This is a genomic window from Lysinibacillus sp. HST-98 (assembly GCF_016757845.1).
GTDB classification, from domain to species: domain Bacteria; phylum Bacillota; class Bacilli; order Bacillales_A; family Planococcaceae; genus Lysinibacillus; species Lysinibacillus capsici.
Window position 1 is genome coordinate 1 of record NZ_JAENHX010000002.1, and the last position, 24649, is coordinate 24649.

Genomic DNA, 24649 nt, shown 5'->3' on the forward strand with positions numbered 1-24649 from the left:
AATTCTTGAACTAAACTGCCCCGTTAGTTTAAGTGAAAAGCTTCAAAATCTTTTACTCAATAATTCAACAATAATATCCAATTTTATTGAAAAGGTTTATCAATAATCTGGCCCTTTAATTAAAAAAAGCGCTGATTCTTGTTCCAGAATCGCGCCCTATTCTTGAATAAAGTACAATCCATAAATGGAATAGTGCCCAGTTATAGAATAACAACATACAATGTTTTGGAGTTGTTCATTAGTATTTCATTAGTTGTTAATGCCACTCTATGGAAGGAATTTGAAATTATTTGTAGAAATTACTCTTATACCAACTAAAATTGATTTTCTTTAGAAGGAGGAATTAATGAAGAAATTTTTTTTACTTCTTTTCATTTGTATATTTTTAGCTAGTTGTCAACAAAGTAAAGACCACGATACAACGTTAGATTCGAACAAAAAATCTGAAGTTGCTTTTTCTCCTGACATGGAAATGGGTTTAACGTTAAAAGAAGCAATTGAGATTGCCCAAAAAGAGGCACTTCAGTGGAACAAAGAAGCAATGTTATATAGTGGAAATAGTGTTGACAAAGATACAACGCCAACAGGAATGGAAGGCAGAAGAAAGTACTGGAGCATTGAATTTGGTATACCGAATAAAAAAGACTATTATTTAGTAACTATCCAAAACGGAAAGGTACTAGATAAAGTGCATGTTTCTAATGAATTAAACGCTATGCCTAAAAGTCATTTTATTTCTAGTGTTGAAGAATTTAAGTATGATACACCAGAATTACTAAAAAGGGCTCAAAAAATCACCAAAATTTATCCAGGAGACACTTTTGCTAAGGGATATAATTTTAGTTTTACTAAAGACTCGCAAAAAAACATTCCAATTGTGATGGTTATCGGATGGGACCAGTCCAAGGAAAATATGATTTATTTATTGTTCAACGCAGAAACAGGTGAGCTAGAAGAAGAATTTGAAAGAGAACAATATAAAAACTAAAAGGGGTTGTATTCATGAAGAAAAATACAGTTATCTCGATACTTACTTGTTTTATATTTATTTTTACATTTTCACCGAAAACACAGGCCATCGAAACACAAGATATCGATACACCAGACTTCGAAACACCGGACATCGAAACACAAGCGCTCTCTGAACATATTGCAGGTGTAGTAACTGGTTATACAGGAAATAAAATAGGGCATGGTGGAGCAAGTTATCCAAACGAACAGTATATGACTGTTGCTGTTCATCAAAAATCAACATCAAACCATGATCCAATATTTCCTTTTGGTTCTACTATACTCACAAAAAATGCTTTATATGTAGAAGGTTATGGTAATAAAACTATTTTTAAAGTAACGGACACAGGTGATTTAAATAGAAAAAGAGATTTATATTGGTTTGATGTGTATTTTGGTCTCAAAAATGCTACTAATGATAAAAACGCAAATGAATTTGGAGAAAAAAATAAAAATATTGCTTACACAGCATATTAATGCATGAAAATAAAAATCACACACACTAGACTTGTCTGATGTGTGTGATTTTTTTGTTTTGAGTGCTTTTATAATCAATTCTTTTAATGTAAATTAACTATAAGCTGCTATTTATCTCAATTACTTCTACTGGAACTTGTTTCGGTTTAATATTTAACCAATTCATAAATTTTTTAGGATACTTATGTTTGTTTTCCTCAAACTTTACATCTAGACCACAAAACTCTAATATTTCGTTTACATTTTTTTGATATTTCAAGGCACTATTATCATGAACAGGAGGGCATAACCAAAGTTCCCTACCATGCTGATCTCTTAATATGACTTGGTAAACCTTATCATTACCAAAAAAATCTTTTGTGAAATATCCATGCTCAATAGCAGACTCTCTATTATTAAACAGGATAATATCACTAGGATTGGGAACAATCGATGAATATTCATATAAGAACTTTGTTTTATCATCCATATAAGACACGTAATTCTCTTCATCTTGCAAACAAACTATTTTTCCTTTGTGATAATATAAAGTAGCTTTACATTCTGATTTTCTCGTAATTGCACTTTCAATAGGATAAACTTCAAATTCTCCTTTTTCATTTTTAAAATACTTAACTATGTCATAATCACTATCTTTTACACATTTGGACTTGTCTGATGGTATACCAAGTTTCTCAAGTACTTTTTGTGAGTTAGATGGTCCTACTCCGCCATAACCACAATTCAAATTAGTAAACCAAGCTTCATCGCCATTTATATCTCTTATTATAAATCTTGCTGATTTCAAACTTTTTAAATCGGACAAATCATTTTCTGATACCAGGTAAAACCCATCAAGTATTGCATCAAAATCATCAAAATAAACAAAAATATGAGTTATCTCATCCAAATTATTTATAACTTCATCAATCTTACTCATGGCATCTGTTACTGAACCATGATTAATCAGAACAGGTATTTTTTTCTTCGTTTCAATTGCTCCATTTTTAAGTTTTACAATATCACTCCGCAAAAATAAATTGCCCTGACTTGATTGGTGGATTGGCTCAATGCCATTACTCTTTACCACGCTTAATAATCTTTGTTTGGATATTTCAAGCATTTCAGCTGCTTTAGCAGATGTTATCAGCTGTTGTTCTAATAACATTTTTAGTGGTTTATTGTTAGCCATAAAAAAACTCCTCCTTTTTACGAACATAAATAAGAACAATAATTATATTTATAATTAATTTACATCTAAATCGTGGAGAAGTAAAACATTTCCTATATATCCATTAATTCTTTATGAGTACCATTAAAAAACACGCTCCTGGCATTGGCTGGGACTTGGTCCAGCTCTGACCTCTGGGGCGTGATTGTAAACACTACCATTAAAAAAGTGAAAAAGTTTGTTGTTGCAACTCCTCGGATTCATTACTTCTATCTTCCTCACGGTAAGGATTCACATAGAAAATACAATCCACTATATTTGATGATTCATCCATAATAAGATTTCCTTTATCCACTTGTTTCTTCAAGGCCAATAATACATCAAAATATATGAAGGGGCGATGCATAGTGCCTACAAAAAAATGCTTATTAAAGCCAAAATCATTAGCCATAATATGACTAATTGCTACCGCGCTATGTTGACCGTTCAATACAAGTGAATATGCTACTTCATCGAAAGTAGCATTATAGCCGAGCTGTGCTTTTACAGATTCAATTAGTTTATCTTCTATCATCTTTTTTTCTAGTGACAATTTTTCTATACGATCGTTTTCCTGCTGCTGTCTTTTGATTTCAATTTCGCGTTGAGCCTTTCTTCCAGCCTCTAAAGTGGCCTCAATTTTTTTCTTTTCCTGAAGTAATTCTTTAATTCGTCTTCTTTCTTTCTGGCGCTCTTCAAGGTCAACTTCACGCTGAATTTTACGTTGTTCTTCCTCTAATACTTCCATTTGTTTTTCAAAATATTTATTTAAGCTATTGATTTGTCTATCTAAAAATGGAATATTCATTTCAAAATGCTTTTTAATGCTTCCAGAAACTACTGTTTTATCAGGGATTCTATTGTAGTATTCGTGGTAGTACACATTATTATTTAATTTCCATAAAAGTTCATCTAGTTCATAATCAATTTTATCTAACTCATTTATAACGCCTTCTATTTCATTCACTTCAATATTTAAAAATGCACTCAAATGATCCTTCCCATATTGAATTTTTGTCCGAGTTACTTGATGTTCAACGGTAAACATATATCGTAGTCGTCGACCACAGGCGCATCGCCCATCTAGATTACCTGGACCAAAATCATTGTAATCGGATATCAACCAATCTACGACATTCATCTCATTTTCTTGAAGGGTTATATCTATGGACTTGAGTGCTGTGATTTTTTCCTCTCTCATAACGTTTTCAAATACTGTCCGTCTACTACGTTTCATTTCGTTTTCTAAAAAATTCCGTTGTTCTATAGTTAATACTGATAGCTGTTGCTCTCTTTCCTCTGTAGAAAGCTTTTTATACATAAACATCCCTACTCTCTTTAGCTTAAAAGTGGAACGAATAAGTTCTTGAATGTCACTGTGACTATGTAGAACCAGTTCATTATCCATATTATTACTTATTTTATATATATTACTTACATTATAACAAATAAAATTACGCTTTGTTCTATCGCTACTGGTGGAGAAACAGTATTTTTTTGATTATCTTATTAAGAAATAATGGCCATTATTTATAACTTAAAGGTTTTCATTCTTTCTTTGATAGAGAGAAAAACATAACCAACTTCAACATCATCATCACCGATGAGGAAAGTATAATAGAAAAAATAATAGAGAAAAAACAGCACATAGTAATTAATATAGTATTCATATATTAATAGAGAGCAATTACTAAGCTGGCAAAGCCAATGATAGCAAGGCCTTGACGACTTATTAATTTTTGGAAATGGTTTATCCTCTAAAAATGACGAAAAAGATTGGTTTATTCACACAATCACTTCAATTAATCACGAAATTAGCAATCTTCAAGATAAGTCATCCACATAACTAAATGGATTTAATTTTCAAAAGTCGACTATTCCACAGCTCGAATTGGATTGAAATGCCATCAAAAAAGGTAGGCTCCTGGATATTCTCCTGGTCCTACCAACAAATTTTCTATTCGTCTATTTTTTAAAGATATACATGGTAAAGATACATGTATGCCTGCATGACAAATAGCCCTTTCTGAATACTTTTTTCAGAAAAGGCTCTTATTGAAACTGCTCGGGTACATCCCAATTTGCATCTTTGTACGAGCTGGCGATGAGATAGCGTAACGGCTGCTCTTCTTGGAAAATACATTTTGTCTGAAGCCGTAGGGTCTTGCGGAAGTACGCCCCTAGAACTTGAATATTACCAGTTTGACGTTCAAGCTCTCGCACACTTGCGCTTAATATGTCGGCCATGACAGCTTTCACTGTAGACATTGCGTTTTCATTCGCTTCCACCGCATAATACATTGGCGTAATGATTTCTTGCTTACAAGCATACTTCATATCCTGTAACTCATTGCTTGTATAACATACACTGCTAGATCTTAATAAAGAAGATAATGTATTGTGTGCAGATGCCTGGAATTGGTCGAACTTGGCATCGTGCTTCCTTTCTCTGAAGACATTTTCTACAAATGCCAATTCAAATAAACCTTCTATCTCTTGTTTAACCTGGATCAAACTATTCTTGCCATAGAATACACGTTTCAACCACTCATTAAACACCCTCTTAGACTGTTTTAATTTATTGAATAACGTAATTTTCTTACGTTTTAACCATTGTTTACTCTTACGTTTAGATTCTCTATATAAGCCATTTATAAGGTCCAATAAGCCTAATAAACCACGTACATCACGGGCTTTAATAAAACCTCTTAAAAAGCCACTTCTAAAAATTGCTTTGGGTACAAGAAAATACCCAGGTATCTTAGTATTTACTGCAGTTGGCACATAAGCAGCTACTACTGGCAATTGAATATATGTACGACCATTTATACGGTCAATATGTAATAAACCAATGTCAAAAAGGCGGTGATAACCATTATGTATTGAGCTATAAGGAAGATCATGTTTTTCGCATTCTTCCTTTAAATTCAAATCTTGCTCCAAGATAAGCCCTGCCTCATCACAAAGTGAGCGTAGTAATATGTAAGTAACTAAAGAAGAAGCAGTCAGTTTTTTTTCTGAGCCATATACATACTCATATTCATAACGTTTTAAATACTTTAATTCTTGATCAAAAAACTGCAGTCCATCTACTACTCTTTCATTCATCTTCCTGCTCCTCCTTCCACTATTAGTCTTTAAACATAATTCCTAAAAATAACAGTATAATTAAAATTAATAAGATTCCAATACCGCACAATATTAGCAACGATATTATATTGATTAGTGAGTCAGTATGTTCAATTTCTCTATCCACTGATAATTTATAAATGAACATAAGCTCCCTCCTTGTACTGTGCAATATCTTTCTATTGTTCAGTGAGGTTCATTGTTATCATGACAAGAAAACCTCTAAATATTAGTTAACAAAAAAACTTATTCTATGTTAACATATTATAAATACCATTATTTGGAGGTGTTTTTTTGACTGACAAGAATAGAACATTACTTTGCTCAATTAGTAGTTTGGCATTATTTACTGTAGGGGCATATAGAATCTTTACAAACAACTTAGAAACGATGTCCATACTAGTAGCATACATTTTTTTGGTTAACGGTTTGATAGGTTTTGTTTCCAGTGTTGTAATGATGTCTCGAGTTGAACGAACTTAGCGTTGCTTTTGTGTAACGCTTTTTTTAATGCTACTGAACAATACCTTCTAAGTGTTCAGTAACTTTGATGGTTGTACAGATTAAAATAAGAAAATATTTTTAGCAAGCAATGCACCAGCAACTGCTTTAATTACCATTCTGTCGTACTTGTCTTGAGCTTCCTCGATATTACGCATTAAGTCGAATAAATCATCTGTTTCTAAATTTGCTACTTCTTCGGCTTTTTTCTCATTTGTAAGCTCCGTATTTTCTGCTAAAAATAGGTTAAGTTTCGGACCGTATTTCATTTACTTAGCTCCCTTCCTCTACCCTTTAAAATCCCCAGCATTACGCCAAGCAATAATAAAAGCAATAACTGAAAATGTATAAAATGCTGTTGCAACCGGATGTAACCAATCACCACTAGTGAAAAACTCCATATTCCACCTTCTTTTGCATTATTTAATTAAAAACCCAATGAGGAACACTAAATAACTTAATGTTCCTGGTTCAGCTTTTAATCTTTCAAATAAACATCGGCAATTTTATAAAAAATAGCCGATAAACTAAAAAATTGATAATTCATGCGCTCTCATAATCTGCACTTCTCCAGCAAAATCGACCCTATACTGATTTTTAGGTAAAATCTCCACAATCTCGCCAGGCTTCTTTAAAACAATTGGGCAGTAAGCTGCCTCATAATCACTTTCTTGTGTAATGGCAGCATGTACCTTGTCACCAACTGTAAATGTAGGTTGATCATTTTCTAACAAATCATATATTGTGACTTGTCCTAATGCTTCCATCGCTTCAAAATGGCTCATTACATTCACCTCACCCCATTAATCCAAAGATATTTCGATAAAGTTCTCTTTCTGCTAAATAATGATTGTGTCGTAATTTTTTTTGATGATCTTGTAGTATCATCTCCATTTTCTCTTTGAAGGTTACTACTCTAGGAAACAAGTTATTTTGATTATTTGGAGCAGGTAGAAATAGTTGTAATTCTCTACAACCCGTCCCCATTTCTCCACTGAACCAAAACACGGAGTTGTTAATTTTTACCATATGAAAGGCTGCACCTTTACCCATTTTTCCTATGACAAGGGTATTGTGAGTCCTATTAAAACAATCAATAAAATGTAGCTGTCCATTGCTCATATGAGTAGCCTCCTCTTTTACAGCATCATAAAGTGTTGCTTAATATGCAGTTAACAAAAATATAAAGAATATGCATTTCCATAACGTCCAATGGATCATCGTCTTTTCTATGACGATATAGGTAGTCTGATAAACAAATAAGCGCCCCATAATAATCATGGTTCGTCATGGCACATACAGATCGTTGTAAATCGTCAGAGCGTTCAAAGTCTTTTAATACATCGAGAGAGGGCAAAATAGCTGATTCAAATTGAATAATGGATATTTCAATTAATTGCTTCATAATGGAAATGAGATGGATAATGACCTCTTGATTGGTAGAAGTCTCTTTCAAATTTCCAATTAATAAGTCGCTGTACTCTCTACGAGTTATAAGTACGTCATTTGGCGTTCGTTCTAAAAACGATTTTATGTACGCTACATCAGCTATTGAAGGATGGTAGATTCTCTCATCATCCAGCCATTGATACGTCATAATCTGATTTTCTTGTATTGGACTACGAAAAAATCGTTGAAACATAGCTACGCTCCTTTTGTTGCTGCATCACCGAAGTTTTACTTTTAACCATTTAGAAAAAATAACAATAATAATCGGTAACAGTAAGCAAATGAAAATCGATAAACCATTAATTATGAGATCATGTAAATTAGGGAAATAATGTCCTAATATTAGTGACATCGAGAAGCTTCCCACCAACAGATAAATTATTAATCCCATGCTATGGCACTCCCTATTTGAGCTACCTCACTTCTACATATTTTCTTCCTCAAAATAATCAAATTCATCAATTGGATACCAGTTATCACCGATTTCAATTTTTTTTATTGTCGTTGATTCAGGGAAAGGTCCAATAAAAGATAAGGCTGATTTTTCTTTTACAACAAGATTTTCTAACAGCGTATTTTCCTCTATGTTCCAATGGTTATATTCATAGGAGGAAATCGTCATTTTGTAATAAACCTTATTGGTATCGTCTGCAAGAATTGCATATGCTCCATCATCTTGTTTTTCCAATTGGAGAAACGTTGCTGATATTTTTTCTTCTTTTTCTTCTTTTTCTTCTTCCTCTTCACATCCACTAAGAAAAAATAGCGAGGATAACCCCAAGATCATTAGGCTTGCTTTTATTTTCATATATTCCACCCTTTATAAATGTTTACTTGTCGTCAATACTCACTTCGGATAATCGAATCATCAGCAAGTTGAAGTCCTAACCAATAAAGTGCATCCTTTTTTAAACGATAATAAGCAGTACGACCTAAATTCAGTTCTGTGTAAACTAAGTCGTCACTTAGATATTTACCATCTGAGCTTTTCGACAAATATTTAAGCTGAATCAGCTTACGATGTAACTCTGGCAGAGACTCTAAATTGGAATGAAAGGCTTCCACCCATTCAGCTGCTGAAGCTTTTTTAATTGCCACCGTTTCTGTAGAGCTATGAAAACCATTCGAGTGCATTGGTGTATCAGTCCATCGACTAGTCATGCTAGGTAAATGGCTAGCATTAGCCTGTAACTCCATTTCAAAATACTTTTGCAAACATTTGTCAATTACCCATTTGATTAACTCTTCTTTATCTTCTCGTTTAGCCATTTCAACAGTGACAGCCCTCCTTGAAAAAATAAAAGTAAGTGAAAAACTAAACATTGTACGCTAGTTCTTCACTCTTATATGTAGTGCTTGGCTATTACCAACCCTTAAAACATGCATCAAAAAGGGATTGTCCATATCTCGATAAACTACTCTTCTTGATTGCTGCTGTTTGTTGCACAACTGTTGTCAAATCCCCATGTTTTCTAAGCTTAGATACAACAAAACCCACTTTATGGACCATTCCATCTGAAAATGACATAGTCATTAATGAAACAAGAGTACCTTTTTTTGATTCAGGCATATTATTAACTCTCCCAACTTTTTATTTTTTATATTAGATATAAATAAAAACAACAAATTAAAATAATGAGAAAACATATTACATCTAACATCTCCCTCACACCTTTCCGTTTCTAAGGCGCAGGAATAACACGTGCATTTCCAGAAATGCGCTCGATTATTACCCATTCAACATTTGTTTTTTTACTCAGTAGCCAATCATTCGGCTCTAATCCCAATGATTGAAGATGCTGGCGTTGAGAAACTGTTAGCTTTTTCCCATTCTTCATTGAACACCCCTCCTTTACTCGGAAAACACAACATCCCGAACCTCTTTAATATTTTGTGGACTCTCCAATTTTGGTGATTCCCAACTATTAATAACTGCTAGTGCTTCAACAAATGAACTTCTTGGAATATCTTTATAAGACAACACTTGAAATTGCTGCTTTAGTTCCTTATATAAAGTAGTAAAATATTTTCTCTTAGCATAAGGTGATAGATTTGGATAAATAATAGATAATCTCTCTTTTACCGCACGACTTATAGCTTGTTGTTCACTAAAGATTAATGTATTTTGTCGATCAGCTAGTAATTGATGTGTATGGTTAAATGCAGCTATGTAAAGCTCTTTAAATTGCATTGCCTTTTCACCTGTATAACCCATAGCCAAAATAACAAATCCATCAAATGTTAAGACATACATTGGCATTTTTCGACCTTGTCCATTTACATAATCCGCCTCTCCAATGTTGGCGAGACGAAAAGCTTCTGAGCATTTCAAGTTACGTATATCGCGTAAAACCTTGTCATGCCCTTTTTGAAAGACCTCTGAAATGATCCGACTATCTGTAAAAGCTTTATTATCATTCACGAAAACAATTCCTTGATGACCTTCCAGCAATTGTTGTAGAGTCAAAATTAATGCCCCTTTCTATAGTTAAACTGTTTCTCTTTGTCTACCATCTACGCTCCACATTTCTATCCCATCGATAGTGACTTTATAGTGTTCAATTAGCCAATTTTCATTTGTTGTATCTTTAAACCAGGGCTGCTGCTGGTCTTTAGTTGTAATGGCGTAGAAAGCTTCTTTTGTAAGCAAAACATTGCCAATTTTATTATTTTGATCTTTAGAAATACTGATAATGCCTATTCTTAGAGCTTCCGTCTGAAGATCCTGTTGTATTCTCACAAAACGCGGATTGAGGTTGAAAAAATAGACATCTTGATAGGTCTTAAAATGATCCTCGAAATCTTGCTGTACCTGTAAAACCATATCGATAAATGATCTAATTTGGTTTAACCTTTGCATCAATATTCCTCCCTTTAAAATTGAATAGTCCTCAACAATCATAGGGTACATTCTGTATTTTCCTAGGACCCTCATTATCCATCACCAATTTTTGATATTTAAAAAAAATTTAATGTCCTATTCTCTAAAACAATTTTTATTTATTCCATTCATTACATCAATTTCATCAGTTTCCTTTTACTAACCTGCTATCGAAAATACCTCTTCTCTAAGCAATAAAGGAATCTCTCCCACGTTTTTTAATATTTAACTTGTAATTTCAACATGAGAATAAAGCCCAAATAAAATTGCCGTAAACGGGAGAGAGTAGACACTCTCACTGCCTCTTGATATAATGTTTTGTATCTATAGTCTTTTTTGATAACTGTTTAATCGTTAGAGCGATTAAGCAGTTTTTTTATTGCTCAGTTGTATATGCATTTAGCTGGATCACCTGGGCTTTCCACCCTCTACGATTTAACTTAACAGCAAGGGAAAACTTCAAACCTCTAATTATATTAACCTCCGTATCTATCATATATTTCGTAGCATATGCCTTTTGTAATTCATCTAACCTGTACATTTAAATCTCCCTTTTTTCTATAAGCTACCAGAACAATTCCATATACCTTTTGAATGGGAGGAACAAGAGAAACCAAAAAATTTAAGACAGAGTATCACCTACATATTCTGTAGTTTCTTCCCACAAAGCTTTAATCGTCTTCTTACCCTCACCCCAATCGCGTAATAAAGAAATTGCCTTTTCAGCATCAAGACGTGAAAGTTCTGCTAATTTAGCGGGTAAATTCGCATGTTGACGAATACGCTCTGGAGGGATTGGACAATTTGATTTTGTCATAATTGGATCACCTCCTTTAGAATGGTCTGACGTTGCTACCGTCACAAAGCTATAAGGACCTATGTACCGTCATCGACACGGTATCACAGCACTCCGTATAAATAATTTTCTTACGCAGTTTCATTCTGTTGCTCTTTATCTTTTCTCCCCACTACCTGCATAGTCACCATTGCACCTTTAATCAATGTTGCAAATGTCTGTTGCTGTTCTGGCGTCAACATTTTCAAATATGCGCTTACTTGCTCAACCGCTTCTTTTTCTTTTACAGCAATTATTCGATCACTCATTTCACTCACTCCTTTCAAATTCAATAAAACCTATTAAACAACTCATTGAGTTAAACATAAATTACTTTGAGTTAAAAGTCAATATATTTTAGCTTCAAAATATTGCATTGAGTTAAAAAGTGATATACGATAACCATAAGAAAGGGGTGATATTATTTGAACGAGCGTATGAGATACCTAAGAAAGACTCTTGGTTTCAATCAAAAAGAAATGGGCGACAAAATAAAACTTTCGCAAACACATATTTCTTCTTTAGAAAATGGAGCTAGGGACGCAACAGATAGAATAATTTCTGATATTTGTAGAGAATTCAACGTTAATGAACAATGGTTGCGAACAGGCGAAGGTGAAATGTTTATTCAACCAGAAACTTTTTCATTAGATGAGTACGCACAAAAAAGCCAGCTCTCTGAATTAGAGCTGGACATTATTAAAAGCTATATGGATTTAAACAAAGATGTGCGTCAAGCGATTCTCAAAACAGCACAACAACTTTTTGCAAAACACTCTGAAATAGCCTCTACTGTTGAGGAAAATAATGATCAAGTTGATATTGAAGCAGAATTGGAACGTTATCGACAAGAGTTGGAAGCAGAGAAAAAAGCTCGAATGTTATCAGCTTCACAAAAGCAAAAAAAAGACTTAATAGGATGAAAGGTGAATGAAGGCGTAGATGGATGATGATAAATTGTTACAGCTATTTAACCAACTAACTCAGAGTAATAAAGATTATGTACTTAACATCGTTGAATCTCTATTAAAAAATCAAGATTTATTCAAAGATTTTGTGCCGGATTCTCAAAGAGAAAAAATCATCCAAGAAGAGGAAATAAAAAGAGTAAAAGTATTATTAAATTTAGATTGAATACTTAAACACTTTATGATGATCACACTATCAAAATCATTAATATTTTGCGCAAAATAGTAATTACAGAAAAGAGCAGGCTCATTTGTCTAGCTCTTTTCTTATGAAAGGAGTACCCATATGACTATAAGAGAAACTGAACCAAGAACTTCACTTAGGGCAGCTATCTATATTCGTGTATCTATTAAAAATTTACAAGAAGATCGTTATAGTTTATCTGCTCAAACAACTGAACTAACACGCTATGCAGAAAGTCAAGGTTGGGAAATCGTTGATATTTTTAAAGATACAGATTCAGGTACAAAATTAAAAAAGCCAGGTCTCGAATCACTATTAGATTATGTAGAAGACGGGAAAATAGATGTTGTATTAGTAATTGAACAAGACCGTTTATCCCGACTTGATGCAGTATCTTGGCATTTTTTAAAAAATGTATTACGCGAAAACAATGTAAAAATCGCAGAGCCTGGGCATATTATGGACTTATCAAATGTGGATGATGAATTTTATTCAGATCTAAAAAATATTTTTGCTCATAGAAATAGACGCGACATTATAAGAAAGATGATGCGTGGTAAGCGACAATTTACGCGCGAAGGGAAAGTTTGGGGAAAGCAGCCAGATGGCTATATTCATGTAAAAGAAACTAGCTCTGTTGTTGTTGATGAAAACCGCTCCTGGATCATCCCTTATATAGATGATTTATTATTAGAACAAGGTATAAGTGCCACAGGTGTTGCCTCTTGTTTAAATCAGCTATGTAAAACGCCAACAGGTAAGGAATGGACGGTCAATCAAGTCCTTCAGAGATATAAGAATAAAGCGTATCACGGTGTACTCGAAAAAACTTTTAGTAATGGTGAAACAATAACAGTAGAAGATGTTTATCCAAAGCTACGTTCACTTGAAACATTTGAAGCAATCACTCAAAGGTTAAAAGAAAATTATAAGACAAAACCAGCAGAATCACATTTTTTGCGCAATGTCATCATTACATGCGCATCATGCAATCGTCTAGTAAGTGTGAATAAAACTTCCTCCCATTCAAGAAAGAAAGACAAAACGTATCCTGTATTCACATTGAGGCATCTCAATGAATCAACACATGATGATTGCGAAGCAAAGCCTTATGTAAATACTAAACGTATTAAAAATAGCCTAATAACTGCGGTAAAGTCTATTCTAATAGACGAAAAAACAGCAAAGAAATATATAGATGCTGAATTTGATGATAAGGAGCTTGATAAAATCAAAAAACAATTATCCGAATTGAATAAACAAAAAAATGATGTGAATTCAAAAATGGATAAAATTTTAAAACTTTATCTTGATGGTAAATGGTCAGAAGAAGTATTGGATAAGGAACGAGATCAACTAGATAGCCGACTTAAACATATTGAAAATTCTATAGATGATTTAAAACGCAAGTATGAATTAGTGAAGACTAGCCAATTCAATTATGATGTTGTTGTTGAATTTTTATCAATTGCTGCACATTTTGATAGTTTATTAGAAGAATCCGAACAACAAAGACTTATTGGTTCTATCTTTCCTACCGCAACATTAGATGTTTCTAATAATTTATTAATTATGCACGCTAGGTTGCCACAACAAGTCACACTGGACATTCGCATTGATATTGAAACAATGGAAGCTGTTAAAGAAAGAGAAATGTATGCGGCTGCCAGAGAAAAATATAATGCAATTCAAACATACCTAAACAAAAATAAGGGTGCTTCGCTTGAGCGTATACAGAAACATTTCCACAGTAATTACAGCACACTTATAAAGTATCAAGAATGGTTTGGCCCATTTAAGCATTTAGCGCCTAATAGATTGGGACCTGAAATGCGCCAGAAAAGAATAAAAACAATAAAAAAAGCCCTACAATCACATCCAAATGCAACAGGGCGTCAACTCGAAAAAATCACAGGAATAAACAGAAAAATGATATACAAGCTTATACGCGAAGAAAAATTGCGTTGAAGGCGTACCCTCAACGCTCCTTTTCATTATTTAGTTGGGACACTAAATAGCTTAACAATTTTATAACGTACCCTTTTGATTCATTCAAGCTGTCTTGAACGCCAATGCAGGATGGGCAACCTGCTTCACAGGGACAACTTGATACATGTTGTAGTGTTTTGTCCAAAAGTTCCTCCCATAAATCGTATACTTTTTCACTTAAACCAATACCACCAGGATACTTGTCATATACAAAAAATGTTGGTAGCTCATTATGTGTTGCCTTTATTTGTGGCACGACAGCTACATCACTACTATCACATCGAATGAAAATCGGAATAAAAGCATTAATGGCATAAGCAGCACCGACCATAGCTCCATCTAACTCTGCTTCTGTCCATTTTGTTGGAGCATCAAATGATAGCCAAGATGAGCTAGTATGCATTTCATCAGGTGGTAAATGGATTGTTCCCGACCCGATATTGTCCTGTTTTCCACCGAACTTTATCTTCTTGAAAATCGTTGCTTGTGCTACTAAGCCAACATCGCCAAAGCAGATTGTACCACCTGCATATGAACGGTTACGATCTTCCTCTAAAACTTTCATTTCAACTGCTAGATTGGCATCTGTATAGTAATCTACATCTACTTCACGCACATAGGCTTTCTTTTCCTCCCAGTCAAGCTTCTCTACTTGGAACTGAATACCTTGGTGCAAGTAAATGGCTTCTTCATGCAAGAGTGTCATGGCACTATGTCGATCCATTTCACCAATAACCTTTGTCTGTGCAGGAATGGTAAGATCAATAATGACTACATTTTCTTGTGACGCTGAACGTAAGCTAATATCATGCGCCGGGAAACGATCACTCATCCAATGCCATTTATCACTCGTCTTAAAAACTACCCCTTCCTCTGCTAAATACGCCAACAATTCCTGTATGTCATATTCTCCATACGTATCGCCTGTTGAAAAAGGTAGCTCGAAGGCAGCACATTTCAAATGATCCATTAAAATCAGCATATTTTCTGGATAAATACGTGCTTCCTCTGGTGTACTGCCTAGTAAAAATAGTGGATGATTGACCACATACTGGTCCAACGCGGAAGATTGCGCAACATAAATAATCAATGCTTCATCCTGACGTCTCCCTGCACGTCCTGCTTGCTGCCAAGCACTCGCAATATTTCCTGGGTAACCTGTCATAATACATGCTTGTAATTGACCGATATCGACACCTAATTCTAATGCATTGGTGCTAACTACTGTTTGGATGGTCCCATCACGCAAGCCTTTTTCAATGACACGTCGCTCAGATGGCAGATACCCGCCTCGATAGCCACGTACAGATTCATCGAGCAGCTTATTACGTGTAAGTTCCTTTAAATAGGTTACAATCATTTCTACTCGTACCCGGCTTTTGGCAAAAATAATGGATTGAATGCCAGCCGTGTACAACCTTTTAGCTAAATCACTTACTTCTAATACAGCACTTCTACGTACGCCAAATGTTTTATGAATAATCGGCGGATTGTAAAAAAGAAAGGTTTTCTTACCAACTGGAGCGCCCGAATCAGCAATGAGCATGTGTGATTCATTCGTAAGCAGCTCAGCAAGCTCTTGGGGATTTTTAATGGTAGCCGATGTACAAATAAATACAGGTTTACTCCCATAAAACTCACAAATTCTTTTTAATCTCCGAATAACATGTGCCACATGGGAACCAAACACACCTTTGTATGTATGCAATTCATCAATCACAATATATTGTAGATTTTCAAAAAGTGAAACCCATTTTGTATGATGTGGCAAAATCCCCGAATGAAGCATATCAGGATTCGTCATCACGATATGCCCTGCCTTACGAACCTTTTGCCTAATGCCAGGAGCTGTATCTCCATCATAGGTATAGCTTAGAATCTCCTCACCGCTTTGCTCAATGAGTTCATTCAAATCATTTTTCTGGTCCTGTGCCAGTGCCTTTGTTGGAAATAAATAAATGGCACGTGCATTTTTATCTTCCATTATTTTTTGTAGCACTGGCAGATGATAGCAATAGGATTTACCTGAAGCAGTTGGCGTAACTGCTGTAAAAGACGTACCACGCTGTGCCAAATCAAATGCCTCTCGCTGATGTGTATAGAGCTGCTCAATACCTCTTGCCTGTAGGGCTTTCATTAAAGAAGGATGTAAATTCCTAGGAAATGGTGCATAGTTAGCTGGACGCCCCTCTAATGTTTGCCAATGTAAGATTCGCTCTTTAAGTTCTTCATCATATCTCCACTCATGTAAAAGCTCACTAATCGTTCGTTTCTTCGATAGCATCCTTTTCTCCCTCCTTAACTAATCGTTCAAATATTTTCAATGTATAGGAAGTAGAATGAATGGCATCTAAAAAACGTTTTTTACTTGTTTCTTTATAAAAAGATTGCACAACAAATTGCTCCATCGATTCAACGGCTGAAGCAATTTGTTGCGTATGCATGTATTTCGGTCGATTTTTTTGAATCCATTTATTGGCTTCTTGCTGCCATTCCTTCAAAAGTTGATGGATTACATCTGCATGTGGCTTTACCTCTTGAAAAAAATCAGGTGTTCGATCTTCCTCACGCATTTGCCAAAAACGTGAAACGCACTGATCACATTCATCTATTAATTTGGATGTTTGCTGGATAACTAACAATTTTGCACCTCATCTCTCAACAATTACACATAGCAAATATATTTCGTAGTGACGGCATATACATGGAAAGTATGTCTTGTCCAGCACGCCAGCTATGGAAATATCACTGTTTATGACACCTATTTACCACACCTTTGTGGATAATAATGTATCAATCTTCATGCTATTGCGTTAGTTCAATTGCTTATGAGATAAGTGTACCAAAGTCTATGATTTTTCACTACTAATAGGCGAACAAGCATTCTTTACTTGCCAGTTCTTTTCTGCTAAGCTTACTTTCTGGCTAACCGCTTTAAGTTGCATAAAAAAATGCAAACTATGAGCATTGTTTTCCAGTGACACTCTCGTGAAAAGTAATTGATTGACCAGATCTAACTGCGCAACTAATTGTTCTAACTTGTTCAAAATAACGCCTCCTTTGCTTTAACTTTAGTATTCCTCGTATGTATAGAATTACCTTCAGGCGTGACAAAATAAGCGTAAGTTAGCTGAAAGAAGAAGATTTTCGATAAATTTTTAATAGTGAACCTCTGACAAAAAAAATCGTCAGGAATGAAAGGTCACTGTGTGAGTATATTTTCATCCCAATGACCTACTTAAATTTATCAGTTATTTTGACGATTCTAGTAAGAATAAAGCTGGCGATTTTTCGACGCAAATTATTCCTACTTACCATTTGTTTTCTACTATTCTAGTAACAATTTCATGAATGATGGAGGTAGAGAACAGCTATGAAAACATGGTAAACTAGTGGATAGAAAAGCAGTAAGGTAAAGGGTGAGTTTAATGACAATTCGTTATCCAAACGGGAAATTGTATACCCCAAATGCTTCTGTACAGAAAACAGAAAAAAAGAGCAAAAACAAAGATTTATCTTTTAGTAATCGAGGGAAGACGCTAGAAGATGAAATTAATGAAGCAAACGACTATTATATAAAAAGGCGACTTGCTATCATTCATAAGAAACCTGTTCCTGTGCAAATCGTCAAAGTAGAGTACCCTTCACGAAGTGCTGCTGTCATTCGTGAAGCTTATTTTCGAACACCCTCTACAACCGACTACAATGGTGTTTGGAAAGGGCATTATATCGATTTTGATGCAAAGGAAACTGCTTCCAAAACAAGTTTCCCCTTAAAAAATATTCATGAGCATCAAATGACACATATGCAGCAAGTGACGGAACAAAATGGTGTGGCTTTTATTATCGTTCGTTTTTCGGCTTTTGAACGATATTTTATTGTGCCATATAAAGTTTTACAAAAGGCCTGGCAAGCAATGGAAAATGGCAATCGTAAATCGATACCCTTTTCGATCATCGAAGAAGAGGCATATGAAATTCCTACGAGCTATTATCCGCGTATCGATTATTTACCCATTATCCAACAATTGATTGATGCAAAATGCTACGGGTCTGAAAGTGAGGAGAAATAAGAATGACTGAACGTCGTCGAACACGTGGAGAGCATCAAAAAGCTCTCGCTGAAAAAAATAAAAATAAAAATAAAAAAACGAAACCAGCCTCATCCGCTAAGTCATGGTTTAAACGCATTTTTTTAACAGTCTTAGCAATCGGTGTAGCAGGTTTAATTGGAGGAGCTGCATTATTTGCCTTCTATGCAAGCACGGCTCCAGAGCTCGATGAAGAATTACTGAAAGATCCTGTTTCTTCAGAGTTCTACGATAAAAACGGTGAATTATTTGCAACAATCGGTGCTGAAAACCGTAAATATATAAAATATGAAGATATACCTGAAGATATGATCAATGCGATTCTGGCTACAGAAGATGTACGCTTTTTTGAGCATCATGGTATGGATTTTTATCGTCTAGGCGGTGCAATCCTTGCAAACTTCCGTGATGGCTTTGGTGCGCAAGGTGCATCAACTTTAACACAACAAGTAGTCAAAAACTCATTTTTACAAAACGAGAAGAAATTAAAGCGTAAAGCACAGGAAGCATGGCTTGCCTTCCAATTAGAGCGTAAGTATACAAAAGAAGAAATTTTTGAAATGTACTTCAACAAAATGCTTATGTCAGGTCGTATCTATGGCTTCGGCACAGCCGCACAATACTTCTATGGTAAAGAATTAAAAGATTTAACATTAGATGAAGAAGCATTATTAGCAGGGCTAGTGCAAAGACCAAATGCGTATAATCCATTAAAAAACCCTGAGCTTGCAAAAAAACGACGTAATACCGTTTTAGGATTAATGTATCAACACGGAAAAATTTCTAAAGCCGAAATGGAAGAAGCAAAAAAAGCAGAAGTTCAATCAGGTTTAGCGGATGATGCAACACGTCAATCATTTGCAGGTTCCAAATATGATGCCTTCCTGGATATTGTTATTAATGAATTAGAAAATAATGGTGACGGTTCGGCAATGGCAGAAGGAATCAAAGTCTATACGACACTTGATCCAAATGCTCAACAAGTTGTAGAAAATGTCATGAATGATGATAGTAATTTCCCAACTGAAGAAATTCAGTCAGGTGTGGCGGTCGTTGATACAAAAACTGGTGCCATTCAAGCCGTTGGTGGCGGTCGTAAATATGGTGCAGAACGTGGCTGGAATTATGCCGAGGACTTAACAAATAATCAACCAGGTTCCACAATGAAACCGTTAGTCGACTATGGGCCAGCAATTGAATATTTAAAATGGTCTACAGGTCAAACACTTGTCGACGAACCAATGAACTATACAGGCACAAAGCAAACAATCACAAACTGGGATGGCAGATATATGGGTGCTATGACTGCACGTAAAGCATTATATGCTTCACGAAACGTTCCAGCTGTTAAAGCATTACAGGAGGTTGGCACAGAAAAAGCCAAGGAATTTGTTGGACGTTTAGGGATAGAAACAGAAAACCTCTATGAGTCCGATGCAATTGGTGGTGGTGCTATTACTATCTCTCCTATTCAAATGGCAGCTTCCTATGCTGCTTTCGGTAATAACGGGGTCTATACAGATCCGCATTCGATTACAAAAATTGTTTATCGTGATGGTAAAACGTCTAAAAACTATACACCTGAGTCTAAAGTGGCTATGAATGATTATACGGCTTACATGGTAACAGACATGCTACGTGATGTAGTCGGCAATAAGCCTGATGCCTCAGGAACTGCAGCCAATGTGCCTGGCTTAGATATCGCAGGTAAAACAGGTACAACTAACTATTCAGCAGAAGACTTTAACAAATATAATTTACCGAATACAAGTGTGCCAGATTCATGGTTTGCTGGTTACACAACTAACTATTCCATCGCTATATGGAGTGGCTATGAAAAACACTTTGATCCAATTACAACCTGGGAAGAACGTCGATTACCACAAAACCTATTTAAGACAATTATGCAAGAAATTTCAGCAAATGTTGAGACAGCTAGCTTCAAAAAGCCAAGTACTGTTGTAGAAGCAACGGTGGAAGTAGGCTCTAATCCTTTAAGATTGGCAAGTGACTATACACCTAGCGAACTACGTCAAACAGAGTTATTCGTTCGCGGAACTGAACCAACAGAGGTTTCTGAGGTCTATGAGGCGCCAGAGCTATCTACACCTTATAATGTTTCAGCAAGCTTAGATTTAGGAGCACAGTCGATCAATATTTCTTGGGAACATGATGCCATCCTAAATCCAGAAACCGATGAACCATTACCAACTTCATTTGAAGTTTCTGCCACACGTGAAGGTGGAGAAACGGTTATCCTTGGCACAGCAGACACGAAAGGCTTAACTGTTGCTAACACGCTTGAAGATGGTAACTATACAATCTCTGTCGTAGCCATTGTAGACGGCACACGCAGTGAGCCTGGGACAACAACCTTCCAGATTACAAGTACCCCTGAGGAAGATTTGGAAACGGAAGATCCAGATAAACCAGATATCGATTTACCGATTGATCCTGGTCAAGAGGACAATGATCAAGGTAATAACAATAATGGCAATGGCGATAACAGCAATAACAACAATAATAATGGTAATAACGGGAATGGCAATGGGCATGGAAATAACGGAAATGGAAATAACGGCAACGGTGGAAACAATGGCAATAATGATGGAAATCAGCAGCCAACACCTCCTACCGAGCCTACCAACCCAAATGAAGAAGACCAAAGCTCAGAATAAAGAAAAAAACCGAGAAGCAGTGAATGAACTGCTTCTCGGTTTTTTTATTGATGAAGGCTCTGAGGCTATCCGTCAGTTTTGCGATCTATCCACCACTCTACACGATCTATCCGCCACTTTTCGCGTCCTATCCTTTATCTTATACTTATCCATCCACTTTAGCTTTTACTAGCTTGAATTCGCAGTCGTGCTGTGCGCTTTTTCGTTTCTTTAAATAGCTCATCTAGTTGACGATAGCATGCATATTGACCTGGCTTAGCTTTAATAAAGGCTAGTCGCTCAACACCATTAATCGGTAGCACTTCATCGCCTGCAGCTTGCACAAGTTGTTCAAATAGCTCGATGGCATCTTCCATTAGCCCTTTTGCCAGTCCATTTCTTGCATCATGTGCTTTATGGATAGCGGCTTGTAGAGAAGTCCATTGGGCAAACCATGCATCTACTTTTTCTTTTGCAATGGCTTCACTATTCACGCTTCCTTCACCAGGCCTTTCTTTAAACGCTTTTGCCCTTCACGACAATCGTTGAGTAAAGGGCAAGTACGGCATCCAGGATTTTGGGCCTTACAATGATAACGTCCAAAGAAAATTAATTGGTGATGCGTTTTTGACCATTTCTCCATTGGCGTTTTCTTCATAATCGTTTCTTCCACTTCAAGCACCGAATCTTTCCATCGACAGAGCCCTAGGCGTTTGGATACCCGCTCCACATGGGTATCCACTGCAAGTGCTGGAATATCGAAGGCTACTGAAAGCACAACATTGGCCGTTTTTCGTCCTACACCTGGTAATGTCACCAAGGCTTCACGTGTTGCAGGGATTTCACCACCATACTCATCTAGTAAACGTTGACATAGAGCCTGAATGTTCTTCGCCTTATTGCGATAAAGACCAATAGAACGAATATCCTGTTGCAATTCCTCTAAAGAAACAGCTAAATAATCTTCTGGTGTTTTATATTTTTGAAATAAGGTTTTCGTTACTTTATTGACTAGTACATCTGTACATTGTGCAGATAATAATGTCGCAATCGTTAGCTCAAAAGCATTGTCATGGATGAGCTCACAATGTGCATCGGGAAACATTCGATCCATTTCTTCTAGACAATGCCCCCACTGTTTTTTCGTTAACAAACTGGATGCCCCCTATTCTCTTTCTTCCAACCAATTATAAAAAGGAACTCTTCCCGTTGATTGCGTTTCTTGTTGAACTGTTCGAGCTGGTGCTCTGTTAAATGTCTGTTTCTCACGGAACTGTTCACTTTGCTTTTGTGCGGCTTGTGGTGTCGTAATATTTTTCTTTTTCCATTCTAATAAAATACGATCAATATAACGAATACTCAGTTTCCCAGCAAAGACAGCCTCCTTTAGCGCCTCTTTGATGAGTGCGGGACTATGCTTGTCCTCATCAAGCCAGCATCCAATTTTTTCAAGTTCTAAAGGAGATAAAAGACGCCCCATTTCCTCTTCAAAAAGACGGAATATCTCCCCTTCTTCTTGTTGAAGTGTCACTGCCGTTTGTTGCTGCTCTTTCATATCGATCATTTGTAAAATGCGCTCCCATAGCGGGTATACGGAATACTTTTCATATAGTTTGCCGCCCGCGTCGACATCTCGTGTAATTTCAAGAAAACCCTTTTGCATTAATCGCTGTAAACGGGATGTGATGTCATTATCAGACATTGTGAGACGATTCTTTAGATCGTTAGGTGTTGGGAAGTCATTCTCCTCCATCTGAAAGGCCAATAAGTGCATGACAATCAGTGCCTCTTCATCCTCCATATTTAACTCCTTATAAAACTGAAAAAAAAGCTGAGGAATGGGAATCATTCTCTGCTCAGTCCATGTACGGAGTCGATGATTATTTACATTCATTATTCTCCAGACTCCTTCTTTAAGTAAGTAGAAAAGCCGCGTAGATAGTTCACTACGCGACTTTTGAATTGATTAGCTTATGGATATAAGCGGTTTAGTAAACGTGGGAATGGAATTGTTTCACGGATATGCTCTGTGCCTGAAATCCATGCTACAGTTCTCTCTAACCCTAGACCAAAACCTGAATGTGGGACAGAGCCATGCTTGCGAAGCTCTAAATACCAAGCATAGGCATCTAAAGATAGGTTATGCTCTTCCAGACGTGATTTTAATAAATCGTAGTCATGGATTCGCTCAGAACCACCAATAATTTCTCCATAACCCTCTGGTGCAATTAAATCAGCACATAATACAACATCATCACGATCTGGGTGTGGTTGCATATAGAACGGTTTAATGCCTACTGGGTAACAAGTAATAAATACTGGTTTGTCAAATGAATTCGCAATCGCTGTTTCATGTGGCGCACCAAAATCATCGCCCCACTCAATATCGTCGAAGCCTTGTTCATGTAAAAGCTTAATCGCATCATCATAAGAAATTCGAGGGAATGGCGCTTTAATGTTTTCAAGTGTTGATGTATCACGGCCAAGTCGCTCAAGATCTAATTTGCAGTTTGCAAGTACAGATTGTACGATGTGCGCTACATATTGCTCTTGTACTTCTAAATTTTCTTCAAATTCTACGAATGCCATTTCAGGCTCAATCATCCAAAACTCGATTAAATGGCGCCGAGTCTTAGATTTTTCAGCACGGAAAGTTGGACCGAATGAGAATACTTTTCCTAAAGCCATCGCAGCAGCTTCCATGTAAAGCTGACCAGATTGAGATAGATAAGCATCTTCATCAAAATATTTTGTATGGAACAGCTCTGAAGTACCTTCAGGCGCAGAACCTGTTAAAATTGGTGGGTCCATTTTTGTAAAACCGTTGTTGTTGAAAAATTCGTATGTAGCGCGAATAATTTCATTACGAATTTTCATAATGGCATGTTGTTTACGGGAGCGCAGCCATAAATGACGGTTATCCATTAAGAATTCTGGACCATGTTCTTTTGGTGTGATTGGGAAATCTGTTGCTGCATGTAGTACCTCGATACCAGTAATAGCAAGCTCACAGCCAAAGCTTGAACGTTCGTCAGCTTTCACCTCACCAATCACATACATAGAAGTTTCTTGTGTCATCCCTTTTGCCGTAGCAAAAATTTCTTCGCCTACTTCTTCTTTCACTACAACGCCCTGTACAAAGCCAGAGCCATCACGAAGCTGTAGGAACGCGATTTTTCCGCTTGAACGTTTATTGGCTAACCAAGCGCCAATTTTGACTGTTTCACCGATATGCTGTGGCATATCTTTAATCATAATTTTTTTCATAGAAATCCTCCAAAGTTGACT

30 protein-coding genes are annotated in these 24649 nt (G+C 36.0%); 7 read left to right on the top strand and 23 right to left on the bottom strand.

Annotated elements, in window-relative coordinates:
• Positions 1-346: 346 nt before the first annotated feature.
• Positions 347-988 (top strand): hypothetical protein, encoded by a 642-nt coding sequence (locus JIN86_RS05500; protein WP_202341419.1) that lies wholly within the window; start codon positions 347-349, stop codon positions 986-988.
• A gap of 14 nt (positions 989-1002) precedes the next feature.
• Positions 1003-1488, top strand: coding sequence for an RlpA-like double-psi beta-barrel domain-containing protein (locus JIN86_RS05505; RefSeq protein ID WP_202341420.1), 486 nt, complete (start codon positions 1003-1005; stop codon positions 1486-1488).
• A 97-nt stretch (positions 1489-1585) separates the two neighbouring features.
• On the opposite strand, the gene JIN86_RS05510 is transcribed toward JIN86_RS05505, so the two are convergent.
• The 16 genes from JIN86_RS05510 to JIN86_RS05585 all read right to left on the bottom strand — a co-directional run bounded on the left by JIN86_RS05510 (position 1586) and on the right by JIN86_RS05585 (position 11741).
• Positions 1586-2659: a hypothetical protein gene (locus JIN86_RS05510; RefSeq protein WP_202341421.1), complete on the bottom strand. Its 1074-nt coding sequence runs from the start codon at positions 2657-2659 to the stop codon at positions 1586-1588.
• A gap of 199 nt (positions 2660-2858) precedes the next feature.
• Positions 2859-3998: a hypothetical protein gene (locus tag JIN86_RS05515; protein WP_237497151.1), complete on the bottom strand. Its 1140-nt coding sequence runs from the start codon at positions 3996-3998 to the stop codon at positions 2859-2861.
• 731 nt (positions 3999-4729) lie between these two features.
• Entirely contained in the window at positions 4730-5785 is a 1056-nt protein-coding gene (locus JIN86_RS05520; RefSeq protein WP_202341423.1) for a hypothetical protein, read from the bottom strand.
• A 584-nt stretch (positions 5786-6369) separates the two neighbouring features.
• Positions 6370-6576 carry a hypothetical protein gene (locus JIN86_RS05525; protein ID WP_202341424.1) on the bottom strand — a complete coding sequence of 69 codons (207 nt, stop codon included), beginning with the start codon at positions 6574-6576 and terminating at the stop codon, positions 6370-6372.
• Positions 6577-6834: 258 nt separating this feature from the next.
• On the bottom strand, positions 6835-7092 hold the full coding sequence (locus tag JIN86_RS05530; protein ID WP_202341425.1) for a hypothetical protein: 258 nt from the start codon (positions 7090-7092) through the stop codon (positions 6835-6837).
• A gap of 10 nt (positions 7093-7102) precedes the next feature.
• The gene (locus tag JIN86_RS05535) at positions 7103-7429 is read right to left on the bottom strand and encodes a hypothetical protein (RefSeq protein WP_202341426.1); all 327 of its coding nucleotides are present in this window, start codon (positions 7427-7429) and stop codon (positions 7103-7105) included.
• Between the two features lie 25 nt (positions 7430-7454).
• Positions 7455-7949, bottom strand: a complete 495-nt coding sequence (locus JIN86_RS05540) for a hypothetical protein (RefSeq protein ID WP_202341427.1) — start codon at positions 7947-7949, stop codon at positions 7455-7457.
• Between the two features lie 24 nt (positions 7950-7973).
• The gene (locus JIN86_RS05545; protein ID WP_202341428.1) at positions 7974-8147 is read right to left on the bottom strand and encodes a hypothetical protein; all 174 of its coding nucleotides are present in this window, start codon (positions 8145-8147) and stop codon (positions 7974-7976) included.
• Between the two features lie 33 nt (positions 8148-8180).
• The gene (locus JIN86_RS05550) at positions 8181-8564 is read right to left on the bottom strand and encodes a hypothetical protein (protein WP_202341429.1); all 384 of its coding nucleotides are present in this window, start codon (positions 8562-8564) and stop codon (positions 8181-8183) included.
• A gap of 32 nt (positions 8565-8596) precedes the next feature.
• Complete coding sequence (locus JIN86_RS05555; RefSeq protein ID WP_202341430.1) at positions 8597-9025, bottom strand: ArpU family phage packaging/lysis transcriptional regulator; 429 nt, start codon at positions 9023-9025, stop codon at positions 8597-8599.
• Positions 9026-9119: 94 nt separating this feature from the next.
• On the bottom strand, positions 9120-9326 hold the full coding sequence (locus JIN86_RS05560; protein ID WP_004231497.1) for a hypothetical protein: 207 nt from the start codon (positions 9324-9326) through the stop codon (positions 9120-9122).
• A 112-nt stretch (positions 9327-9438) separates the two neighbouring features.
• Positions 9439-9594: a DUF6906 family protein gene (locus JIN86_RS05565; protein ID WP_202341431.1), complete on the bottom strand. Its 156-nt coding sequence runs from the start codon at positions 9592-9594 to the stop codon at positions 9439-9441.
• A gap of 14 nt (positions 9595-9608) precedes the next feature.
• Positions 9609-10223: a Rha family transcriptional regulator gene (locus JIN86_RS05570; RefSeq protein WP_237497152.1), complete on the bottom strand. Its 615-nt coding sequence runs from the start codon at positions 10221-10223 to the stop codon at positions 9609-9611.
• A gap of 21 nt (positions 10224-10244) precedes the next feature.
• Positions 10245-10616, bottom strand: a complete 372-nt coding sequence (locus JIN86_RS05575; protein WP_202341432.1) for a hypothetical protein — start codon at positions 10614-10616, stop codon at positions 10245-10247.
• 643 nt (positions 10617-11259) lie between these two features.
• On the bottom strand, positions 11260-11454 hold the full coding sequence (locus JIN86_RS05580; protein WP_202341433.1) for a hypothetical protein: 195 nt from the start codon (positions 11452-11454) through the stop codon (positions 11260-11262).
• 110 nt (positions 11455-11564) lie between these two features.
• Positions 11565-11741 (bottom strand): hypothetical protein, encoded by a 177-nt coding sequence (locus JIN86_RS05585; protein WP_202341434.1) that lies wholly within the window; start codon positions 11739-11741, stop codon positions 11565-11567.
• A 156-nt stretch (positions 11742-11897) separates the two neighbouring features.
• Between JIN86_RS05585 and JIN86_RS05590 the strand changes: the two genes are divergently transcribed.
• The 3 genes from JIN86_RS05590 to JIN86_RS05600 all read left to right on the top strand — a co-directional run bounded on the left by JIN86_RS05590 (position 11898) and on the right by JIN86_RS05600 (position 14592).
• The gene (locus JIN86_RS05590; RefSeq protein ID WP_202341435.1) at positions 11898-12395 is read left to right on the top strand and encodes a helix-turn-helix domain-containing protein; all 498 of its coding nucleotides are present in this window, start codon (positions 11898-11900) and stop codon (positions 12393-12395) included.
• A 19-nt stretch (positions 12396-12414) separates the two neighbouring features.
• The gene (locus tag JIN86_RS05595; protein WP_202341436.1) at positions 12415-12606 is read left to right on the top strand and encodes a hypothetical protein; all 192 of its coding nucleotides are present in this window, start codon (positions 12415-12417) and stop codon (positions 12604-12606) included.
• 120 nt (positions 12607-12726) lie between these two features.
• Positions 12727-14592, top strand: coding sequence for a recombinase family protein (locus JIN86_RS05600; RefSeq protein WP_202341437.1), 1866 nt, complete (start codon positions 12727-12729; stop codon positions 14590-14592).
• Between the two features lie 10 nt (positions 14593-14602).
• Here the strand turns inward: JIN86_RS05600 and JIN86_RS05605 are convergent, their stop codons facing one another.
• From JIN86_RS05605 to JIN86_RS05615, 3 genes are all read right to left on the bottom strand, one after another.
• Complete coding sequence (locus tag JIN86_RS05605) at positions 14603-16897, bottom strand: DEAD/DEAH box helicase (protein WP_202341438.1); 2295 nt, start codon at positions 16895-16897, stop codon at positions 14603-14605.
• Positions 16872-17255, bottom strand: coding sequence for a YppE family protein (locus tag JIN86_RS05610; RefSeq protein ID WP_004225569.1), 384 nt, complete (start codon positions 17253-17255; stop codon positions 16872-16874). The genes JIN86_RS05605 and JIN86_RS05610 overlap by 26 nt, the downstream gene beginning before the upstream one ends.
• Positions 17256-17462: 207 nt before the next feature.
• Positions 17463-17660 (bottom strand): hypothetical protein, encoded by a 198-nt coding sequence (locus JIN86_RS05615; protein ID WP_004225568.1) that lies wholly within the window; start codon positions 17658-17660, stop codon positions 17463-17465.
• Between the two features lie 381 nt (positions 17661-18041).
• Between JIN86_RS05615 and recU the strand changes: the two genes are divergently transcribed.
• Together recU and JIN86_RS05625 are read left to right on the top strand one after the other, a co-directional pair.
• Positions 18042-18686, top strand: a complete 645-nt coding sequence (gene recU / locus JIN86_RS05620; protein WP_004225567.1) for a Holliday junction resolvase RecU — start codon at positions 18042-18044, stop codon at positions 18684-18686.
• 2 nt (positions 18687-18688) lie between these two features.
• A complete protein-coding gene (locus JIN86_RS05625; protein ID WP_202341439.1) occupies positions 18689-21382 on the top strand; it encodes a penicillin-binding protein 1A in 2694 nt (897 codons plus the stop codon).
• 158 nt (positions 21383-21540) lie between these two features.
• Here JIN86_RS05625 and JIN86_RS05630 read toward each other — a convergent pair whose 3' ends face one another.
• The 4 genes from JIN86_RS05630 to asnS form a co-directional block, all read right to left on the bottom strand.
• Positions 21541-21855: a YpoC family protein gene (locus JIN86_RS05630; protein WP_004232838.1), complete on the bottom strand. Its 315-nt coding sequence runs from the start codon at positions 21853-21855 to the stop codon at positions 21541-21543.
• Positions 21852-22514, bottom strand: a complete 663-nt coding sequence (gene nth / locus JIN86_RS05635) for an endonuclease III (protein ID WP_202341440.1) — start codon at positions 22512-22514, stop codon at positions 21852-21854. The genes JIN86_RS05630 and nth overlap by 4 nt, the downstream gene beginning before the upstream one ends.
• A 12-nt stretch (positions 22515-22526) precedes the next feature.
• The gene (locus JIN86_RS05640; RefSeq protein ID WP_004232835.1) at positions 22527-23255 is read right to left on the bottom strand and encodes a DnaD domain-containing protein; all 729 of its coding nucleotides are present in this window, start codon (positions 23253-23255) and stop codon (positions 22527-22529) included.
• 77 nt (positions 23256-23332) lie between these two features.
• Positions 23333-24628 carry an asparagine--tRNA ligase gene (gene asnS / locus JIN86_RS05645; RefSeq protein WP_004232833.1) on the bottom strand — a complete coding sequence of 432 codons (1296 nt, stop codon included), beginning with the start codon at positions 24626-24628 and terminating at the stop codon, positions 23333-23335.
• Between the last annotated feature and the right edge of the window lie 21 nt (positions 24629-24649).

What these genes read in the sequence shown, in the direction of transcription:
- JIN86_RS05510 (WP_202341421.1), bottom strand. Translation starts at nt 2,659, where the DNA reads ATGGCTAACAATAAACCACTAAAAATGTTATTAGAACAACAGCTGATA.
- asnS (WP_004232833.1), bottom strand. Translation starts at nt 24,628, where the DNA reads ATGAAAAAAATTATGATTAAAGATATGCCACAGCATATCGGTGAAACA.
- JIN86_RS05575 (WP_202341432.1), bottom strand. Translation starts at nt 10,616, where the DNA reads ATGCAAAGGTTAAACCAAATTAGATCATTTATCGATATGGTTTTACAG.
- JIN86_RS05540 (WP_202341427.1), bottom strand. Translation starts at nt 7,949, where the DNA reads ATGTTTCAACGATTTTTTCGTAGTCCAATACAAGAAAATCAGATTATG.
- JIN86_RS05565 (WP_202341431.1), bottom strand. Translation starts at nt 9,594, where the DNA reads ATGAAGAATGGGAAAAAGCTAACAGTTTCTCAACGCCAGCATCTTCAA.
- JIN86_RS05555 (WP_202341430.1), bottom strand. Translation starts at nt 9,025, where the DNA reads ATGGCTAAACGAGAAGATAAAGAAGAGTTAATCAAATGGGTAATTGAC.
- JIN86_RS05560 (WP_004231497.1), bottom strand. Translation starts at nt 9,326, where the DNA reads ATGCCTGAATCAAAAAAAGGTACTCTTGTTTCATTAATGACTATGTCA.
- recU (WP_004225567.1), top strand. Translation starts at nt 18,042, where the DNA reads ATGACAATTCGTTATCCAAACGGGAAATTGTATACCCCAAATGCTTCT.
- JIN86_RS05535 (WP_202341426.1), bottom strand. Translation starts at nt 7,429, where the DNA reads ATGAGCAATGGACAGCTACATTTTATTGATTGTTTTAATAGGACTCAC.
- JIN86_RS05520 (WP_202341423.1), bottom strand. Translation starts at nt 5,785, where the DNA reads ATGAATGAAAGAGTAGTAGATGGACTGCAGTTTTTTGATCAAGAATTA.
- JIN86_RS05550 (WP_202341429.1), bottom strand. Translation starts at nt 8,564, where the DNA reads ATGAAAATAAAAGCAAGCCTAATGATCTTGGGGTTATCCTCGCTATTT.
- JIN86_RS05525 (WP_202341424.1), bottom strand. Translation starts at nt 6,576, where the DNA reads ATGAAATACGGTCCGAAACTTAACCTATTTTTAGCAGAAAATACGGAG.
- JIN86_RS05595 (WP_202341436.1), top strand. Translation starts at nt 12,415, where the DNA reads ATGGATGATGATAAATTGTTACAGCTATTTAACCAACTAACTCAGAGT.
- JIN86_RS05605 (WP_202341438.1), bottom strand. Translation starts at nt 16,897, where the DNA reads ATGCTATCGAAGAAACGAACGATTAGTGAGCTTTTACATGAGTGGAGA.
- JIN86_RS05515 (WP_237497151.1), bottom strand. Translation starts at nt 3,998, where the DNA reads ATGTATAAAAAGCTTTCTACAGAGGAAAGAGAGCAACAGCTATCAGTA.
- JIN86_RS05600 (WP_202341437.1), top strand. Translation starts at nt 12,727, where the DNA reads ATGACTATAAGAGAAACTGAACCAAGAACTTCACTTAGGGCAGCTATC.
- JIN86_RS05530 (WP_202341425.1), bottom strand. Translation starts at nt 7,092, where the DNA reads ATGAGCCATTTTGAAGCGATGGAAGCATTAGGACAAGTCACAATATAT.
- JIN86_RS05500 (WP_202341419.1), top strand. Translation starts at nt 347, where the DNA reads ATGAAGAAATTTTTTTTACTTCTTTTCATTTGTATATTTTTAGCTAGT.
- JIN86_RS05545 (WP_202341428.1), bottom strand. Translation starts at nt 8,147, where the DNA reads ATGGGATTAATAATTTATCTGTTGGTGGGAAGCTTCTCGATGTCACTA.
- JIN86_RS05585 (WP_202341434.1), bottom strand. Translation starts at nt 11,741, where the DNA reads ATGAGTGATCGAATAATTGCTGTAAAAGAAAAAGAAGCGGTTGAGCAA.
- JIN86_RS05505 (WP_202341420.1), top strand. Translation starts at nt 1,003, where the DNA reads ATGAAGAAAAATACAGTTATCTCGATACTTACTTGTTTTATATTTATT.
- JIN86_RS05640 (WP_004232835.1), bottom strand. Translation starts at nt 23,255, where the DNA reads ATGAATGTAAATAATCATCGACTCCGTACATGGACTGAGCAGAGAATG.
- JIN86_RS05580 (WP_202341433.1), bottom strand. Translation starts at nt 11,454, where the DNA reads ATGACAAAATCAAATTGTCCAATCCCTCCAGAGCGTATTCGTCAACAT.
- JIN86_RS05625 (WP_202341439.1), top strand. Translation starts at nt 18,689, where the DNA reads ATGACTGAACGTCGTCGAACACGTGGAGAGCATCAAAAAGCTCTCGCT.